We start from the raw sequence: 17,716 nt of genomic DNA on the forward strand, positions 1-17,716 counted from the left end.
TTCAAGAATGTTAGCTTAGGGCAGAAATTCCTGCCCTATTTCTTATCCCATTAAGCAGAATTGCTCCCCGTTGATTTGTAAGTATCCCTGAAATCCTCACCATTATCTTTTAGAAAGTAGATTACGCTACCTTGGAAGCGAGCATGGAGATTCATGGGCTTGCGCCCATTCCTGATGGTTTCAGGATTTAGTGAACTTCCGCTTCTCGCTCTTAGCGGACTGATACCTTTCTGTATCCTGATACAGGACTAGGCACTTACTTAGCAAACGCTATGGGCAACTCTGAAAAACGCGTGGTATAGGCTGGGGAAAGCATGTTTCGTTTCATCTGCCAACCCTTCATGATCCCTTGCCCTGCAAACCAAATCTTGCCCCTACCCTTATTGTTTATCTCATCGAGAACCTTCATCAGCGACTCGCTGTTGGGCTTTGGCCCCAACTCATCAAAAAGATTAAGCTGTGATACGCCTTTATCGTAAAAGTCACCAAGCATGATCCCCGCTTTTTGATACCGATTACCCGGCTGCCAAATTTTATCTAAACATGACAATGCGTGTTTGATGATATCTCGAGTGTCATTCGTGGGAGTTTCTAGCCGTGAAGACGCTAAATTGCTGTAATACAACTCCCGCGCAGCAAATGGCGATGTTTTGATGAAGGTGCTGACATGTTTACAGAACTGGCGCTCACCGCGCAGCTTCTCCGCGGCGCGCTCAGCATAGCTACAGATAGCCTCTTTCATATCCTGGTACTCAGTGATTCGTTCACCAAAACTTCGGCTGCACACAATTTGCTGTTTGATTGGAGCGACTTCTTCGATATCGAGGCATGATTCGCCACGCAGCTCCCGCACCGTTCTTTCAAGCACAACGGTGTAGTTCCTACGAACATAGGCCAGATCCATATCGGCTAACTTCAGCACTGTATCAACGCCTATAGTTCTAAGTGACTTGGAAAGTCGTCTGCCAACTCCCCACACCTCTTCTACTGGCATGATGGCCATCAACTTACGCTGTCTTAGCTCATTCGATAAATCGACAACGCCGCCAGTTTTACTCCACTGCTTTGCCGCATGATTAGCAAGCTTAGCCAGCGTTTTCGTCGGGGCAATGCCCACGCCCACCGTTAGGTGCGTACTCCACTTAATTGTTTCACGTACTTCACGCCCAAAATCTTCAAGATTACGGCAATGGCTCACACCACGGAGATCCATGAACGCTTCATCAATCGAATACACTTCAACTCGCGGTGCCATCGCATCAAGCAACCTCATCACTCTCTGACTCATATCACCATAGAGCGAGTAGTTACTGCTAAAAACATGCACGCCGTGCTGCTCAAATAATTGTTTTTGCTTGAAGTAAGGCTCGCCCATTTTTATCCCGAGTTTTTTTGCCTCGGCAGAACGCGCAATCACACAGCCATCGTTATTTGAAAGCACAACGATTGGCTTACCATTCAGGTCGGGGCGAAATGCTGCCTCGCAGCTGGCATAGAAGCTGTTCACGTCAACAAGGGCAAACATCACCGCGCCTCATTAATCACAAACTTAACCACACCAAATGCCTCCAGATCCTCCCCTTCATAAAGTTCGATAGGTGGATAAGCAGGGTTCTCAGCTAAAAGCATCGTTCTTGGTCGAGTGACATAACGCTTGACCGTGAACTCACCGCCAAGGCACGCAATGATAATGTCGTTATGCTGAGGTCTGATGCTCGAATCCACTAACAACAGTGAACCGTCGAAAATGCCCGCCCCTGTCATTGATTCACCGGACACACGGACAAAGTAAGTGGCCGCAGGGTGTGCAATTAAGAGCTCGTTTAAATCGATTGGCTTGTCAATGTAGTCGGCAGCAGGACTCGGAAAACCTGCTGGCACACGATTGTCAAAGAGTGGAAGAGATACAACTGAAAGAGAGGCTGCAGCTGGATAAAATTTCATAACGTCAAACCATGATTACTGTATATACATACAGCATAATGTAAGTTTTTAATTATGGAAATAGCTCACTGATTAGATAAACAGCGATTAGGCGGGAATGTTCTGATTAGGCAGGGATTAAATATTTTCTAAGATTAGATCTATCCAAATCCTTGGCTCACTCGCTTACTTTTACTCAACTCGCAAGCATTTGAAAAATGGCTCTCACTTGAAACATAAAAAATTCTTATGGCTGGTATGGAAAATTCCCATGCTTAATCTACTATCTATGTGTTACTGCAATACCTACCTCAGAAGTTAAAAAACTGCATGTTTTACTCCCTTTGCTTCAGGCTACCCGTTAAGTAGCCTGAAGTTTTTTTATATGGTAATTCAATGAAAAAGCGTAAAAATTACACTAGGCAAGTTCAAATAATCGAGCAGGAATCACCTATAAACTTAGATACTGATGACTATATAATATTAAGAGACACTTATGATTATTTGAGAACTATCAAGCCCGTTGTGTCAGTCGAGTTCGTCATCTCTTGCTTTGTCACTGAGCTTGAATCGACTACAGATGCACTTCTTGCAGAAAGCTATAGACGCTTACTCACCTATCTTCATAAAACGCCTAATCAATTTGTTTAATCGATAGGATAGATCCCACATGCTGACTGACGCAAACCTAGGTCATCGGGGTCTTCTTTTACATAGGAACATGAAGTTTTTCGTTGATGACAGCTCTGATACCCACCATATTTCCGAATATACTGGGATATGAATATTTCTTTTTTCAATGTAAAATTTAAGCACATCTATGTTGAATATTCAGGTTTCCATGATGGTTGACAAAAATAAATTAGTGACTGATGTGATGAGAACTCTACAATGAATGATAATTATCTCCATTTCAAAAGATGCATCTCAGCAGAAATATTGAACAAGCGCAAATTCTCTTGGCGCAGGGTTCTACACCGCTATTGGTCTCTACCCAATAAGCGATTCTATCTTTGGTGGAGATTAGCTGAGTTATTTTTTAGTCGTGATGGCACTACAAGTAAGTGGGCAGCTCGCTACCTAAATAGAAAAATAATGAAGAACTTCAACACAGAGATTGGTCTAGGCGCTAAAATTGCTCCTGGCTTTAAAGTAGTTCACTTTCAAGGGGTTGTAATTACTGATTGTTGTAACATTGGTGAAAACTTTACGATAAGGCAAAACACTACAATTGGAATTCAAGGTAAAACAAGCGCAATGATTATAATTGGAAACAATGTAACTGTTGGTGCTAACTCATGTATTTTAGCCGATAATATTAATATTGGTGACAATGTAGTAATTGGTGCCATGACTTTTATAGGAAAAGATATACCACCAAATACTACTGTATATACTGAGAAAACAAATAAATTGATAGTTAACGACATAAGTTAGCTATTCATATCGTAATTTTCACTCAGGAAGCACTGGCCACTTGATATCTGGTGCTTTTGATGTATCCAGCCTACTTAATACAACTCTAATTGACTTTAACTCCCTCAACAAAATCAATTCATCGTTTGATATATCATCTAATTCAAGAGCATCTTGCAAAGGAAGTATTCTATCAGAGATATGCCGAAGCATGTCCGAGCGCTGGGTATCAGCTAAGGCTACAACCTCATCTTGTGACAATACTCTTTTAACAATCTTTCCATTTTTGAGTTGCCAACTGGCATCTGCCTTAAATTCATTCGGTAAATTTGATTGGTAAACCTCAAATACTGATAGCCCCTCAGGCCATAACGTTGACACATCAACTGAGGCCATAAGTATTACCCCATTACTATCACAGCCCATCTTCATAGTTGAATCTGAGAATAATTTTTGTGACTCATACCAATCTTGGTCATTCTTATCTTTTAAATAAAGAACATCCGGAGCCATTTTAATAATAGGCTCATACTGCAATAAGTTAATTAGTTCCATGTTGCTATTATCCTGAAATTGTTGCCCAAACACCGTTAATATTTCTCTGGATAGGCTTATAGATAAGCCTATTGAGTTTCCAATCATCGGTACCAGCGCCAACCACAACACATCCCCCCGGAACCGAACCATTTCCTCCAATGCTTATGGTAGCCGCTGTTCCTAATCGCATATTTTGAATATAACGCCCATCAGACTCCCCTTTTGTATATGCTTGCCCCGCTGGGGTATAGCTTCCTTTTGGTTGGAATCGCCCATCACTTACTGCTTTGGTGTAAGCTTCTCCGGCAGGGGTATAGTTACCTTTAGGCTGGAATCGCCCATCACTTACCGCCTTGGTGTAAGCTTCTCCGGCAGGGGTATAGTTACCTTTAGGCTGGAATCGATTATCACTTTCAGCCTTTGTGTAAGCTTGTCCTGCAGGGGTATAGTCGCCTTTTGACTGATATTTAGCGTCAAAGTTAGCGTAGTTTGTTGGAATAATTTGCCCAGTGAACGACAGAATATTGATGTTCCAATACCCCATCTTTTTACTATTGGCCCAAAAATCTACTTGCCCATCGACAGAACTGCGCAACCCTGAATCATTGTCACCAATATTTAATACGCCATTTCCTACACCACCCACTTGAATTTGGTTTTTTACGATTAAGTTGCCATTAAGCGTGCCGCCGCTAATAGGTAATGCATCAACATCGCTGGCATTCGGCTTATTTAAGGAGTTGTATTGTTTAGCCCACGGCGTCCATGCACCATCCATATACTGGCTACGGGTATAAATGCGGCTGCTGTTATACACGCGATATTCTTGTGTGATACCCGCGTTCTTGTAGACAAGCAACGTACCAGCCTGCGCTTCAGGATAGTTCAGCGCTAGCGAACTATTAGCGTTTGCCGTTTGGTAATAGATACCCGGTGTTTTGAAGTTATTCAGGTTTTGATTAGCGCCAATACCAACAGCCTGAACGTCAAAAATATCCGTTGATGTCACGTTGATGTCAGCACTTAATGCTTTACCATTAACCTTGCGCCCGCTCGGTACGCGTCCGTTGGCATTATCATTCGCCGCTTTCACTGCTGCCGGTGTTGCCGCCTGTGTTTCACTGGTGCTGTTAGTGGCACTGTTTAGTTGAACTAACCCTTTTTGCTTTGTTGACGCATCCACAACAGCCAGTGATTCGCGCGCTGTTTTTTGTGCCTGTGCTCCGCGCCCGCGGATTTCCGACAAATTCTGATCGATTCGCAAAAACAGCCCGTCACCCGTCGCGACATTTAACGTGATATTGGCCGTATCTGACACCGCCAGACGAAACTGCATATTGACGCTGACACCGCCGACCGGCTTTTCAATTGCAGCACAGTTCGCCACGGCATACAGCTCACCGGCATCAGTTAGTATCCCGATTTCACGCACGGTAAAGCCGCCCACGTCGATCGGGAGGACTATTTTTGCCATCATCTGGGTCGATTGATCAGGAGAAACGCTGAGATCCCCAATGTCGCCGCGGTATTTCTCGTTCACTAGCTTGGTTTGCGTTGGCTTTGGCGGCGTGGCCTGCCCGTTGCCGTCACCGACGACAAATTTCACCAGCGTGATTTTCGTCCCACTCGCCAGCGCTTCCGCTTCCAGCTCTTTGCCGCGGTTCGTGATAATGCTGTAAAAGTTAGCCATTGGGCTCCCCTGCAAATATATCGATATCAATGTGCGCGGTCGCAGCACCTGAAATATAAAAAAGTCCTTCTGTTCCCACGTCGGTGATCACATCTATTTTGCTCAGGTGGCTGCGGAGGTTCTTTGCGCGATCGGTAAGGTTACGGATCTGCGTGTACAAGGCTTCGGTCACCCCCTGTGTGCTGTAGACCTCAATACGAAAGGTGTACGGGTCTTGCCGGGGTTGGTCTTGCCACCATTCCACCACGGTAGTGGGTAGGCCCACCGCGCTTAGCGATCGCCGCACTGCACCTGCCGTTCCTCGGTGCTGGTGAACATAGGCCGCGTCCGCAATAACCTGCCGCTTTTGTGCCTCGTCCCAATCAGGGTTCCAGTAATCCACTGCATATTCCCATGCCAGCCACGGCAGCAAATGTGCCGGACAGGTCGCGGGATCTTTGACATGACGAATAGGAACCGGCAGCGCAAGAATTTGTTCGCCGTTGGTCTGTTCGATCGCGCGCTCTTCGGACTTAGCATTAGGCGGGAGTAACGACTTAAACATCATCCGCCTCCAATAAGGTCAACGTGACCGTGCTGCAATACGGCGCTGCCCCTGTTTTGGCTTCAATATCCGCGGGGGGCTGTGCCAAATGAACACGAGTCACACCCGGTTGATGCAGGGCGCGGTAAATACCCGAAAGCGGTGCTACGCCGCCAATGCGATGCACCTGTGCCACGTAGGTTTCAAGTGCTGCTCTTGCACTCTCCAACACCGTCTGGGCGTCAGGGCCGTCGGGAATATCCAACGTGGCCACCACGGCGTATTCACTCAGGACCGCGCTTTGCACCGTCACGTAATCCGTTAACGGCCGAACTTCATCTTCGTTTAATGCATGACTGACCGTATCGAGTAGCGTTTGGGGCGCGGTACCGCTTCCCGTTCGCGACAGCACATACACATCCACCTCGCCGGGACGATTGTGGGTTTGGGGTCCATAGGCTTCCGCATCCAATACATCAGGATCGGCGGATTTGGCGTAAAACCGGTAAGCGTTACGCGCACCGGCGGTACTGAGCTGTGACCATGACAGCTGGATGCGTCCCCGATACGCCTCATCCTCCTCCATCTTGGCGTCAACCGGCGGAATGGCCTCGGGCTGGGCGGGAGTTATCACCTGCCTCGCCACGTTAAATCCGGCGCCAATCTGATCCAAATCCGCGCCCAACGCACTGGCCAACAACACGCCACGCACCGCATCATTGATACGCTGCAATAACAAGATGGTTTGATACGCATTGGCTTCGCCCTGCTTGTAGACCGGATCAGACTCCACCAGCGCGTCATAGACCGTATCCAGATCGCGGAGCTTCTCGAGCCAACTGTTAAAAATAGTCGTCGCATCAGGGACAAGAATGGCATCCGGTACCGGGATTGCGGAGAGATCGATAAGGTTAGGACTTGTTGCCATAAATGGTTATCCCTTCAAGCGTTACCGGCTGACCGGTCTCTTTGTTAATGCCCTCGATGGTCAGCTCAAACACACCATCGCCATCACGCACCACCTGTACGCGCTTGACGGTTAACCGCGGTTCCCAGCGTGCCAGCGCAGAGGCCGTCGCCCCCACAATGCGCACCCGCGTGCTTTCGTCCTGCGGGTTATCAATCAGGTCAGGTAAATCACTGCCATAATTACGCAGAAGCACACGGCTATTTTTAGGCGTGCTGAGAATGTCGATAACGGATTGGCGTAGATGTGCATTCCCCGCCAGTCGTTTGCCCGTCTGAGCGTTTACACCCTGCATCTCACCTCCATAAAAAAACCCGCCGGAGCGGGTCTAGTTTTTCTGTTTGCCGAAATATTCGGGGCCGGTTTTATCCTTCTTCTCTTTCTTTTTCTTACCGCTTGTCGCCTTGGGTTTGATATCCGTCGCTAAATTAAATGCCACCGAGAGTCCCCCACTGGTTAGGCTATAGACCATCGACTCAATCAACCATGAGCGATCCTCACGCTGACCAAACCCTTGCGTAGTCACGCGCGCCTCGGCGGTCAACGGTAAGTGTTGAGGACGGCACGGCGCGGTGATATTCATCCGCCGCTCGTTGCGTTTGGCCTGCGTCTTTTTCGCCTTGGCCTGCTGGTCTGCCTGCGCTTTATGCGATTGGGTATAGGGGTTTTCGAGATCGGGGCCATCATGCTCGGTCTGCGCCACTTTGGTCTGCCCGGTATCCTCATCATAGTAGTTGACCCCAATCTTGCCCTTCTTCTCTTTTCCGCCGGACGACGGCTTTCCCGTAGTCGAACCGCGCTGGCCTTCACTGTAAGTCCAGTTCGATACCTCAGGCGGGACGATAGTCACATCGGCAAGGGTTTTGCCGCTGGCGGTTAACGCCGCGCCTTGCTCCAAGAACAACCAATATCCCCCACTGGCTTTACTGACGGCGTTATGACTCCGAGCCAGTCGCGTCAAGAGATTGGCATCAGACTCCGACACCTGATCAAGATGCGGTACCGCAATTGCCGCCAGCTTATCAGCGACTTTCGGGATCAGGCCATTGTCGGTGGCCACCGTTTTCACAATGTCGCCCAGCGTCAAATTATCCCAGCTGCGCGTTTTGTGGCTTTGCACGTTCCCGCTGTGCTTCTGGGCATTCATCGGTGCTGCCGTGGCATAGATCACCACTTTACGCGGTGGACCACTGCTCGAGACACCGCTGACCACAAACCAGCCCTTATCTTCTAACTGACCGTTAAACCCCAAACCGAGCTGCAGTCGTGCCCCATTACTGGGCAGCGGTAAGGTTTCCGATATCAGCGTGATTTGTAGCTCATCGGCTTTGCCTGTGGCCCCGCCGTTGTCGGTAAGCGTCAGTTCTTGCAGGCATTGGCGTAACGCTTTAGAGATGTCTTTACCCTCGGCGGTCACGCTAAACTCAGGCCGGTACTCTTCTACGCTGTTCATGCCTAATCCCACAGTTGAAGGGGTGACGCTGCTACCGGCGTATCCAGATCCGGCAGCGTTATCATCACACCGGCACCATAGACAGCGCCAAGGTCCGCAAGACCCGGATTCGCGTCCAGTACCAGCACTACCGCATCCCCTAAATTGGGCCAGCCATAATGCGCGGCGCAAATCGCGTCCAGCATGTCCCCCTCACGGGTTTGATAGGTCGTCGGCATAATGTCGTATCCCTATTGAGAAGGTTTTGTGGCGCGGCGTGCCAGCGGGGAGAAACTTGGAGGTGCTGTCGTTAAATTTCTCAATCACCCAATAGCCCAGCACATCACCCGCCCCGCTCACCAGCTGCTGCGGGGTAGCCTTATCCGCTAAGTCGTATAAATCATCAATGGCACCCACCCCCTTGCGGTAAAAAGCATGAGCCTCACCGTGAAGCGTGACCGTTCGTCGCTCTTTGCCGGTAAACTGCAATAAATCCGCCTGTCCGATACGCTCTTGCGCACTCCAGCGCCAGCTGGCCTCACGCGAAAGTTCGTTGTAGGTCAACGCATCGATAGAGAACTCGAAGCCGCCCAGTATCAGCATCACCCGTGGCGGATCGCTGGCAGCGGACGCGCGTTGAACCGATGAGGCGCTTTGTTCAACCGCCGCTAACACTGAAAAACCGCTCATCACCACAGCCCCCCGTTGTCGTACATGGCGTTATTACCGTTAAAAATATCGGTCGCTTGCGCTTTGTTGATCACCTCATCAGCAATGGCTGAACCTTCCTGCTCGTTGCTCACATTGATTTCAATCTTGAGCTCCTGCCGACGGCTGTCCGTTATCGCGGTGGGTTTCTGATCGGTGTCCACACGCTCAATCTGCTGAATGAGTGTTGGCCACGATGATGCTGACTCAGGATCAAGTGTGCCAGAAGGTTCTGCTTTATCATTGCTGTGGGTCTGTGGCTCTCGCGGCAACAACGGTGCATCAGGTGTATGTGGCAGCAAATCGGGGCGCGGGGAGTTTAAGCCGGAGTCATTGACGAACTGTATGGCATCAGGAAATGTCGTGTTCGGATCGGTATAATTAACCCGCTGCACGGCATCGGGTAAAACCGTCGGCGGCAATGAAAACTGCAGGCCCTGAGTCTGTTCAGGCAGAGGCGTTCCGCGCCCGACATCAGGCGAAGGAAAGGTTAAACCCAATCCTTTTTCCACCGGTGTTGTGCCCGTACTTGGGTCACTCTTCGGCGTGTTTTTGCTCATCTCTGTGGCCCAATCAAACGAGAACGGGCCATCACTGCTTTTACCGTCCACACTTTCAAGCAGCTGCTGGCGCTCTTTTCCCTCCTGATCTTTATCCCAGAACAACGGGATAGCGCCGAGTTTGGACTGTGAGCCCGACCACTGATCACGCAATGATTTTTCCATGCCGGGTTTATTCACATTTTGCGCAAACCACTCCCCTAAGCCGTCCCCCTCGGCTTTGATTTTTGCCACCTCCATCGGCATACCCGAACCGATCGCCGTGAGCACATCGGTTTTGGACTCGTTTTCGTCCGGCAACATCCATGACAGTTTTTTCGCCGCGGCATAAATAATCTTGCCCACGAAGACCACGCCGTTCCCAAACGTCAGCACGCCGGGATAAAGCTCGTTCTTCATAAAGTTGACTATCTTGCTAATCCCGCCGTTTTTAAACCACTCCGCCAGATTGTCCGTCAGCGATTTTATCTGCGGGGAAAGCTGTCCGCCGAGTTGCCCCGAGATTTCATCCATCGCAGAAGAGAGTACCGTCTGCAGGTTACTCACCGCGCGATTGCCTTCCACCGCCCCCCTCGCACCTTCTTCCGTGACCAACTGATAGCGTTTCTGTTCGTCCATCAAATCGCGATAGCTTTTGCCGGATTGCTTGAGCAGCATCAGCATTTTACTCGCCTCGCCCCCAAACAGACTATCGAGGGCAAACGACGCCTTAGACTGATCTTTTAAGGTCAGCGCGCGCTCTACAATTTTGCTGAACTGGTCTATATCACTCAGACCAGCAAGATCACCGGCTTTAAATCCCAGCGTTTCAAACGCATCCTGCAATCCACCCTGCTTGCCGTTCTGTTTGTACTCCCCGGCTTTATGCAGATACTCTTCAAACAGATCGCCAAAGTTCTCGCCGTTCATGCCGTATTGCTTGCCCACCGAGTCCCATGCGTTAAAGGTTTCCACCCCCACGCCATAACTCTTGGCGATCCCCGTTTTTTCGGCGGTTTGCGCATTACGGGCAGCAGGTGCAATCAGTGATCCCAACGCCCCGGCAATCAGCCCGCCGCCGCCCAGCGCCAAACCGCCGGGAAACATGGACGCGGCGATATTACCCGCTTTAGCAAACGCGCCTTTGCCTAAACCTTGGACGCGTTTAAATTGCTCGGCGCGTTTCAGGTCACGATTCAGGGCCTCTTGCGCCGCGCTGGCTTTCTTAATCTCTTTCGTGACACCGCTATAGTCACGTTTAAGCGCGCTGATATCCTTCCCAGCAAGCTTGCTCTTCTTGATTTCACTCGCCAGCGTCTGTTGTTGCTTGGTCAGCTTCTGGGTTTGTTTTTCAACATCCTTAATGCCTTTGTTGATCCCCTGCGTGGAGCGGTTCCAACTGGCATCAAGATTGCCGCCAAAGGTGATGACGGCTTTAAGGTTTTGGTTTAAGGCCACGTTTTACCGCCTCCACTTCATCAAAGAGAAAATCCTTAAACGTGCTAAACGGCATATCGAGGTAGTCACTCATCGCAAAGTGCAAGCGACGCCCTAAAAACCTTATGCCTTGGCGGATTTCACTTTCGGGCGCTTGTCTGGCGGGAGCATAAAAACATTGAATGCTTCCTCAAGTTGCAGGTAATCCGCTGCGGTTAACGCGTACACGTCCTGTTCGTTCATGCTGCACAGCAGCGCCAACATGCGCGCATCTTTTTCCCCTTCGCTTCCACGGTCTTTCTCACGCGTGATACGGTCGCGCACCGTGGGCTCGCGCATTGCCACCTCGGTCAGTTGAGAACCATTGGCAAGGGTTAACGGGGTATACAAGGTGATGGTTTTTGAATTGGCTGGGTACATAATAGGCTCCATAAAAAAACGGCCCAGAGGCCGTTTATTCGTTTACATTAAGGTTTAAAGGCGGATTTTTGCCGCCAGTCCACCCAACTGATCAACACCGTTGATGCGTCGGGTAAAGCGTTCGGTATCAATCTCGATAAGCTCGCGCCCTTCCAGCGTCTGCTTGTAGTAATTGAGCGCAAGATCGACCGTCACCGACACTTCGGATAAGGATTCGCCCGAGCGAGCATCGCGTGTCACTTTGGACACAAACCCCTCAAACTCTTCAATCGTGCCGAGCGCGGTGCCGTTGCTCATGTAACCTTCATAGGCCGTAAAGCGTGGCTTTTGCCCCACTACACAGCCCAGCAATGCCAATACGTCGGTATCAATCCCCCAGAACTTCACCTGACAGGTCAACGCCTCCATCCCATCATCCACCGGCGTCGGGGCGTCTTGGGCACCGCTACGTAAATTGGCGACCTGAATACTCAGCTCCGGCGGCGTGTATTCGTGCGCCCCTTGAATGCGCTGGCCTTTGGCAAAAAAAGACCAGGCACGCATTGTGCTTTTGTTTCCCATTAGGCGGTCATCTCCTCAACGGCATAATTATTATTGACGCGAACGCGCAGGGTAATGCGCTCGGTAGGCGACTTAGGACCAAAGTCGTAATCGATATACAGCTGGCCTGCGGCCAGTGACTCGGCGGTGTTGAGCTCTTCATCAAGCCATGCTTTTCCCCCGAAAATCGCTTTGAGGCCAACGAGCTGGCGCATATAGGCATTGATGGTGCCGATAATGTCGTCGGCAATATCGCGATCGAGCGGTCGGTCGTTATACAACAACACGGTTTCTTGAATGCTGTCTTCGATAACATCCGCCGAGCGGCGTACCGATTCAAAACGCCACTGCGGATCGGTTGTACACAGACGGTTGCCCCAGTGTTTAAACCCGTCACGGCGCACAATGGTGCTGATATTTTCCATGTTCAGCAGGTTGGCCTGACAGTTCGGCTCACCCAAAATAAACTCGTCAACCTGCTCCACGCCGAGGATGTTGTTAATATCCTGATTGGATTTACTCCACCACCAGCCCTTTTCCACGTCGATACGTGCACGCAGACCCGCTGCGCGTGCCGAATACGGCATATAGACGTTTTCGCCAGCAGCATTAGTGACCAGCACACGCGGACGTAGCAGCTCGACGCGCGCACCGTATTGCTGGCGACGCTGCACCACCTCCTGCGCGGTCGCCATCGATGCACAATCTACATAGGCCACGCCCCGCAGCTTGTTGGCCAGCGACTCTATGCCTTTACCCACGGCATCATCTTCACTAAATCCGGTGGCAATCAGCACCCGCGGTTTATAGCCGGTGATTGACTCGCTTTGCGCCCACGACTGCATACCCGCAAGCACGGCGGCACGCTGTTTGGCTTCCTCCGTGACCACCGGCACGCGCACCACGATAATGAGCGCCGCACGCTGATCGTTAATATCGGTGATAGCTTGCTTAAGCGTCCCAGCAGCACCGAGTTTATTCAGTTGGCTTGTTCCCACCATCGCCACCGGTGTATTGAGCGGGAAAGGCTCATCTTCGCCGCCGGTGAGAGTGACGCTAAACGGGCTAATAAGGCCCTCTGCCTCGGTAGCCGCCAGCGTGATTTTGCTGTCCGCAATCGCGGCAACCAACGGTGACAGTTCACTGGCTTTTGCCGTCACGACACCACCGGTATCACAGCCGAGCGTCAACGTCAGTACACCGGCGTTATATTCCGCTGACGAGGCCACCGCTTCGGGCGTTTCAGGGTCGGGAACGGCGGCAACCGCCACCACCTTATATTGATTGCCTAAGCGTCCCGGTTCACTGGCTGCAAATGACAACACGTTATCGAGCAACGCGGTACCGACCGTCGCGGTGGCGTTGGTACCCGCCGAGGCATCTGGGGCCGTTCCGACAAGGCCGATCACGGCAGTCTGGATAGTGGTCACCGCCACCGTCCCCGACGTTAGTTCAATGGTTTCAACGCCATGAAGTTCTGACATAGTTTCTCCTGACATAAAAAAACCCGCCGGAGCGGGTTACATTTTCTGATTGGGTTCTTTCGTAACGCTGTCGGTTTCCGTGTGCGTATGGCCGTTATAGGTCAGGCGGATACCACTCATTTTTCCTTTGCCATCCGAGATCTCTCCGGTGGCACCGATATTGCCTTTGACCGTGGTATTCGCATTAATCGTGGTTACGCCCTGCACCGTCAGCGTGTTGGTAATTTCCACCGGCCCATCGAGCGTCCCTTTGCCGACAATTTTATAGGTACCTCCTTCGGCAATCGTAATGGTCAGCGCATGGGCTTCGCGGTCATAACGCACTTCGGTCCCGTCACCGTAGACCGTAATATGCTCCGACTCACTGCCCTCGGGTACCGGTGCACCACCAGTGGCCCAGCCCGGAAAAACACGCCCGTTGTTCAGATCGCCCCCTTCTGACAGGACCGTCACCGCATCCCCCACCGTGCACGGGTTCACATCAGAGCGAAAGCCCCCTGAAAATCCCTGACACAGCGGTAGCCAATCGGTAATAAGCTCACCAATTGAGACGCGGCATTTAGGGATCTTGCCGTGCTGTGTAGAATGAATCACACCGCGCCGCACGATATTGGCAAGACGGCGCTGTAAATCACCTTCCATATCACTCATCGGGTGCCTCATAGATTTTGCGATAATCGGCTACGTGTGCGGCGCCAACCTCGGGCACCTTGCCCAGCCATATCCCTTTCACCGGCACACCGTCGCGCGCAAACGGATCTGCACCAAAGGCGGCGCCCTGCTCAAAGGTGATACGCCACACCAGATAGTCATCCATAGCCGGGTCGAACGCATCGGGCTCCGCGGAGACAAACACCGCACCATCGATATGCGGCAAACCAAACTGCTGGCCGCCAATCCACTGGGTTACATCAGCCGCCGCGGTACGTATGTAAATATCCGGCTTGGTGATGGTGGCGCTGGCACGATCGACCACGATATACAGCGATACCGAAAGCGATACGCTCGGCTGTCCGCTGGTATTACTCTTGGGGTCCCAGCCATCCACGGAAAGGTAAACAGCAGGGGTCATCAACTGCGTGGTGTTCTCGGGATAGGTATCCGCATACGCCACCCACGGTAGGGCTTTTAAGGTCCCGATCACGGCGTCATGATAAGCCGCCATCGATAAAGGCTCAGCCATTGCGCCTCCTATAGACTGATTTTGGCCTTCACACGGCCTTTAATATCGGATTGGAAGTGGTGCATAAAAATCGCCATCACATCGGCAAAGGCGTTATCTTCCACGTAATCGAGCATCGGAGCATAAATGTCGATTTCAGCCTCTTTTGCTCGCCGCGTCACCGGATCACGGATAACCACGGTGCGCCGATTTTCACGCCGCGAACGCGCGACTTCGCCGTTGGCAAAGGTGTGTGCCTGCAACATCGAGCCTTTTGGGTCAAACCCCGCCTCGCCCGTAGATTTACGCCGCCCAGCAATATAGCGACCCGTCGTCGGATCGCGGCGGTCATGATGGGGACGAATACGCCCCCGAACGCGACCTTTCAGATCTTTGACCTTGATGGCGTTTAACCCAAACCAGAGCTTGGCCTCATCGAGCATTGCACCGCGAGAAATACGAAAAGAGAGCAGACGTTTACGCACCATCGCCAAACTCCGTGGCGCCAAACCGATTTTTAAATCAGCCAACGCTTGTTTACGCAATGTCACCGCCGTACGTTTCAACGCACGTGAATAAGCATTGCGGTACTGCTTGTGTGTAGCACCGACGCCATTGGCAATTTTCCAGAGTGCGCCGGTATCAATATCCACCAACATGTCACGGCGTAACCGGCTGTCTCTTGCCATCTCATCGACTCCACTGTGTGATATCTTCCGCCGGCTTACCCGGCTCACCCCGCGCCAGTGTTATCGTGCAGGTACCGCCATCATCAGGTCCCACTTTCACGACCCAAAAAGACGATGCCCCCACCCGAACCAGTGCTCTTTTCTTGACCCCCAGTACCAACACCGTTTTTACAAAAAGTGAGGGCGCTACGTCCTGAATCTCACCGGCGTTATGACGTAGACTCACATCCGCGGCAGGCTCATCAAAGACAGCGAGGATAGGTTTCATTTCACTATTAATTTCAATATGAATGGAAGGCGATCCCATGGTGTCCAAAATCACATCGTCAGCACCGCAGAGCGCCTCATCAAAAAGGTTATCGAAAGCCTCGCTCATAGGGACCTCACTGCACCAACGTCACCAGCCCCGCTGCCGCTAATGCATCCGCTTCATCCGCCGCGACGCGCAGCAACTCACCGGTATAAATGAGAGTTAGCACCTCATCACGCTCAGCATGCAGCGCTCGGACATGCAGGGTTTTACACGCTACTGCGCGAACCCATGATGCGTTCTCCATCGGAGCAGATTCATCACTGAGGTTCTGCGTATGTTGGCCATCGATGATCAACTCATCACCCTCGTCGTTTAGCGCATCCAACTCGTCCTGTGCCTCTCGAATACGCATCTGTAATTCTGCCGCGGTACCGCTGATATCAGCATCGCGCTCCAGTTGTGCACTCAGCGCCTGTAGTTGGCCAATCAGCTCATCTTTATTCGGTGTTGCCATACTGCCTCCTAACACGGGGCGATTGCCCCGTCCTGAATTAAGCCAACGTCACCACAACAAACTCATCCGCATCCGCCAACAGCATTAGCGGCGCCGACTGGGTCATGGTGTACTCACGTGCAGGGTCACCCGTGGTGATCCAGTTTTTAGGATAGCGACGCGCTTTAGTGATACCCGCCGCTAACGCCTCGGCATCCTGCAAGGCACCATAGGTACGAATACCGCGCGCTTCGGTGTTGCCCAACACCAGTGTGTTATCCGGCAGGAAATTGGTTTTCTTCTGGGTTTTCGGATCGATGTACTGGCCGGAATAGACCACGATGGCCACATCGCCATACATCCCTTTAATGGAAACCACTTTATTGAGGTCTTTGAGCGCGGTTTCCAGATAAGCCATCGAGCCGCGACGGGTATCGAGCTTCTTCTGGACTTTGTCAAAGCTGGTGAACAGCGCCCATGCTTTCGGATCCATCACCATGATATTGATGGCGCCTGCTGCATTGAGAGCATACTGTTCGATATCGGCGGTAGGGTCATAAGTCGCCTTATCTTGCTTGCTCCAACCAGCGGCTCCCGCTTGGGTGATATTGTTCGCCGCCGAACGCTGCATATCCACTTCCACCGCGTCAAACTGCTCGCCGTTCATCACGAATTTACCGAACAGCACCCCATCCACCGCCTGTTTTTCTTCCACCTGCTGAATCGCCAACTCCTCATCTTTGAGGTTTTGCATAATCAGGCGTTTACGGCGATAGGCAGGATCTTGCAGCAACATCGGATCCTCACCCGGTAGGCGGCGCAGCAGCATTTTCGGGTTAATTTCGTGCTTAGGTTTAACGTATCCCGGCTGAAATTGGGTTTGAATACCACCGCGAGTACGTTCAATTTTTCCGTTGATCGTTGGGGAGATATACACCGCCATGGCGACTTCTCCGGGGATTTGGGTTAGGTCCACTTTTTCGGTATCAAACTCGTAGGTTTCACGGAAAAACAGACTTAAAAATAACGGATCGAACTTGAATTTCTTCTCAGTAACGGCAATCAGTTTACTGGTCGAAAAGAGAGAGACAGGCATTTCTTTTCCTCATAAAAAAACCGCGCGAGGCGCGGCTTGGGAGAATTTAAAATAAACGAGCAGATAATTACGGCGTTACACCACGCTCAATGCGGTACCGGCAAATGCGTTGTATTTCAAGGTATCGCTTATCCCCTCAGGCCACTTCACTACATCAATCCGGAACGTGCCTGATTTGTAATACGTGAGCGTCGTAGCCCCTGCCGCAGCATCAAGCGCCAGCAGCCCAATAGCTTGACCTGCATGCGCGCCATCCCAGACCACCAGCGCGTTACTGGTTGCATCCAGCATCAGTGGCGTAAATGCAGGGGTATCCGCGGTCATTGCCCCCATACCAACGCCGGTATAGGCAGGGTCATTACTGCCGAGGGGTTGGAAATGCTCAAAATTTTCCTGATTCATCTGTG

At 51.2% G+C, this 17,716-nt stretch carries 22 protein-coding genes; 1 reads left to right on the top strand and 21 read right to left on the bottom strand.

All coding sequences use genetic code 11. The features are described 5' to 3' along the window. Window positions 1-256 precede the first annotated feature (256 nt). Window positions 257-1,525, bottom strand: a complete 1,269-nt coding sequence (gene umuC / locus CPY98_RS11600; RefSeq protein WP_072309757.1) for a translesion error-prone DNA polymerase V subunit UmuC — start codon at window positions 1,523-1,525, stop codon at window positions 257-259. After that, window positions 1,525-1,944, bottom strand: coding sequence for a translesion error-prone DNA polymerase V autoproteolytic subunit (gene umuD, locus CPY98_RS11605; RefSeq protein WP_072309758.1), 420 nt, complete (start codon window positions 1,942-1,944; stop codon window positions 1,525-1,527). Before umuD ends, umuC begins: the two co-directional genes overlap by 1 nt. A gap of 870 nt (window positions 1,945-2,814) precedes the next feature. On the opposite strand from umuD, the gene CPY98_RS11615 reads away from it, so the two are divergent. Continuing rightward, the gene (locus CPY98_RS11615; RefSeq protein WP_072309760.1) at window positions 2,815-3,360 is read left to right on the top strand and encodes a serine acetyltransferase; all 546 of its coding nucleotides are present in this window, start codon (window positions 2,815-2,817) and stop codon (window positions 3,358-3,360) included. A gap of 18 nt (window positions 3,361-3,378) precedes the next feature. On the opposite strand, the gene CPY98_RS11620 is transcribed toward CPY98_RS11615, so the two are convergent. The 19 genes from CPY98_RS11620 to CPY98_RS11710 all read right to left on the bottom strand — a co-directional run bounded on the left by CPY98_RS11620 (window position 3,379) and on the right by CPY98_RS11710 (window position 17,711). Then, window positions 3,379-3,894, bottom strand: a complete 516-nt coding sequence (locus CPY98_RS11620; protein ID WP_157743844.1) for a tail fiber assembly protein — start codon at window positions 3,892-3,894, stop codon at window positions 3,379-3,381. Between the two features lie 7 nt (window positions 3,895-3,901). Further along, window positions 3,902-5,566 (bottom strand): phage tail protein, encoded by a 1,665-nt coding sequence (locus tag CPY98_RS11625; RefSeq protein WP_096387768.1) that lies wholly within the window; start codon window positions 5,564-5,566, stop codon window positions 3,902-3,904. Next, on the bottom strand, window positions 5,559-6,113 hold the full coding sequence (locus tag CPY98_RS11630; RefSeq protein WP_338085263.1) for a phage tail protein I: 555 nt from the start codon (window positions 6,111-6,113) through the stop codon (window positions 5,559-5,561). Before CPY98_RS11630 ends, CPY98_RS11625 begins: the two co-directional genes overlap by 8 nt. Next, complete coding sequence (locus tag CPY98_RS11635; protein WP_096387772.1) at window positions 6,103-7,017, bottom strand: baseplate J/gp47 family protein; 915 nt, start codon at window positions 7,015-7,017, stop codon at window positions 6,103-6,105. The genes CPY98_RS11630 and CPY98_RS11635 overlap by 11 nt, the downstream gene beginning before the upstream one ends. Then, complete coding sequence (locus CPY98_RS11640) at window positions 7,001-7,351, bottom strand: GPW/gp25 family protein (RefSeq protein WP_096387774.1); 351 nt, start codon at window positions 7,349-7,351, stop codon at window positions 7,001-7,003. The genes CPY98_RS11635 and CPY98_RS11640 overlap by 17 nt, the downstream gene beginning before the upstream one ends. Before the next feature lie 33 nt (window positions 7,352-7,384). After that, window positions 7,385-8,509, bottom strand: a complete 1,125-nt coding sequence (locus CPY98_RS11645; protein WP_096387776.1) for a contractile injection system protein, VgrG/Pvc8 family — start codon at window positions 8,507-8,509, stop codon at window positions 7,385-7,387. A gap of 2 nt (window positions 8,510-8,511) precedes the next feature. Continuing rightward, complete coding sequence (locus tag CPY98_RS11650; protein WP_096387778.1) at window positions 8,512-8,727, bottom strand: tail protein X; 216 nt, start codon at window positions 8,725-8,727, stop codon at window positions 8,512-8,514. Next, window positions 8,702-9,178 (bottom strand): phage tail protein, encoded by a 477-nt coding sequence (locus CPY98_RS11655; protein ID WP_096387780.1) that lies wholly within the window; start codon window positions 9,176-9,178, stop codon window positions 8,702-8,704. Before CPY98_RS11655 ends, CPY98_RS11650 begins: the two co-directional genes overlap by 26 nt. Further along, window positions 9,178-11,193, bottom strand: coding sequence for a hypothetical protein (locus CPY98_RS11660; protein ID WP_193764504.1), 2,016 nt, complete (start codon window positions 11,191-11,193; stop codon window positions 9,178-9,180). Before CPY98_RS11660 ends, CPY98_RS11655 begins: the two co-directional genes overlap by 1 nt. 102 nt (window positions 11,194-11,295) lie before the next feature. Further along, entirely contained in the window at window positions 11,296-11,592 is a 297-nt protein-coding gene (locus tag CPY98_RS11665; protein ID WP_096387782.1) for a phage tail assembly protein, read from the bottom strand. A 54-nt stretch (window positions 11,593-11,646) separates the two neighbouring features. Further along, window positions 11,647-12,135, bottom strand: a complete 489-nt coding sequence (locus CPY98_RS11670) for a phage major tail tube protein (protein WP_227719215.1) — start codon at window positions 12,133-12,135, stop codon at window positions 11,647-11,649. A gap of 17 nt (window positions 12,136-12,152) precedes the next feature. Continuing rightward, window positions 12,153-13,616, bottom strand: coding sequence for a phage tail sheath C-terminal domain-containing protein (locus tag CPY98_RS11675; protein ID WP_166493271.1), 1,464 nt, complete (start codon window positions 13,614-13,616; stop codon window positions 12,153-12,155). 36 nt (window positions 13,617-13,652) lie between these two features. After that, the gene (locus CPY98_RS11680; RefSeq protein ID WP_096387786.1) at window positions 13,653-14,267 is read right to left on the bottom strand and encodes a phage baseplate assembly protein V; all 615 of its coding nucleotides are present in this window, start codon (window positions 14,265-14,267) and stop codon (window positions 13,653-13,655) included. Next, window positions 14,260-14,799, bottom strand: coding sequence for a hypothetical protein (locus tag CPY98_RS11685; RefSeq protein WP_096387788.1), 540 nt, complete (start codon window positions 14,797-14,799; stop codon window positions 14,260-14,262). Before CPY98_RS11685 ends, CPY98_RS11680 begins: the two co-directional genes overlap by 8 nt. Window positions 14,800-14,807: 8 nt before the next feature. Next, entirely contained in the window at window positions 14,808-15,467 is a 660-nt protein-coding gene (locus CPY98_RS11690) for a hypothetical protein (RefSeq protein ID WP_166493272.1), read from the bottom strand. A 1-nt stretch (window position 15,468) separates the two neighbouring features. Further along, a complete protein-coding gene (locus CPY98_RS11695; RefSeq protein ID WP_096387790.1) occupies window positions 15,469-15,843 on the bottom strand; it encodes a head-tail joining protein in 375 nt (124 codons plus the stop codon). A 7-nt stretch (window positions 15,844-15,850) separates the two neighbouring features. Further along, window positions 15,851-16,234 (bottom strand): DNA-packaging protein FI, encoded by a 384-nt coding sequence (gene gpFI / locus CPY98_RS11700; protein WP_096387792.1) that lies wholly within the window; start codon window positions 16,232-16,234, stop codon window positions 15,851-15,853. Window positions 16,235-16,271: 37 nt separating this feature from the next. Further along, window positions 16,272-17,309 (bottom strand): major capsid protein, encoded by a 1,038-nt coding sequence (locus tag CPY98_RS11705; RefSeq protein ID WP_096387794.1) that lies wholly within the window; start codon window positions 17,307-17,309, stop codon window positions 16,272-16,274. 75 nt (window positions 17,310-17,384) lie between these two features. Continuing rightward, on the bottom strand, window positions 17,385-17,711 hold the full coding sequence (locus CPY98_RS11710) for a head decoration protein (protein WP_096387795.1): 327 nt from the start codon (window positions 17,709-17,711) through the stop codon (window positions 17,385-17,387). Between the last annotated feature and the right edge of the window lie 5 nt (window positions 17,712-17,716).

Origin of the sequence: Hafnia sp. CBA7124, from assembly GCF_002355555.1 — a bacterium.
Classification (GTDB): domain Bacteria; phylum Pseudomonadota; class Gammaproteobacteria; order Enterobacterales; family Enterobacteriaceae; genus Hafnia; species Hafnia alvei.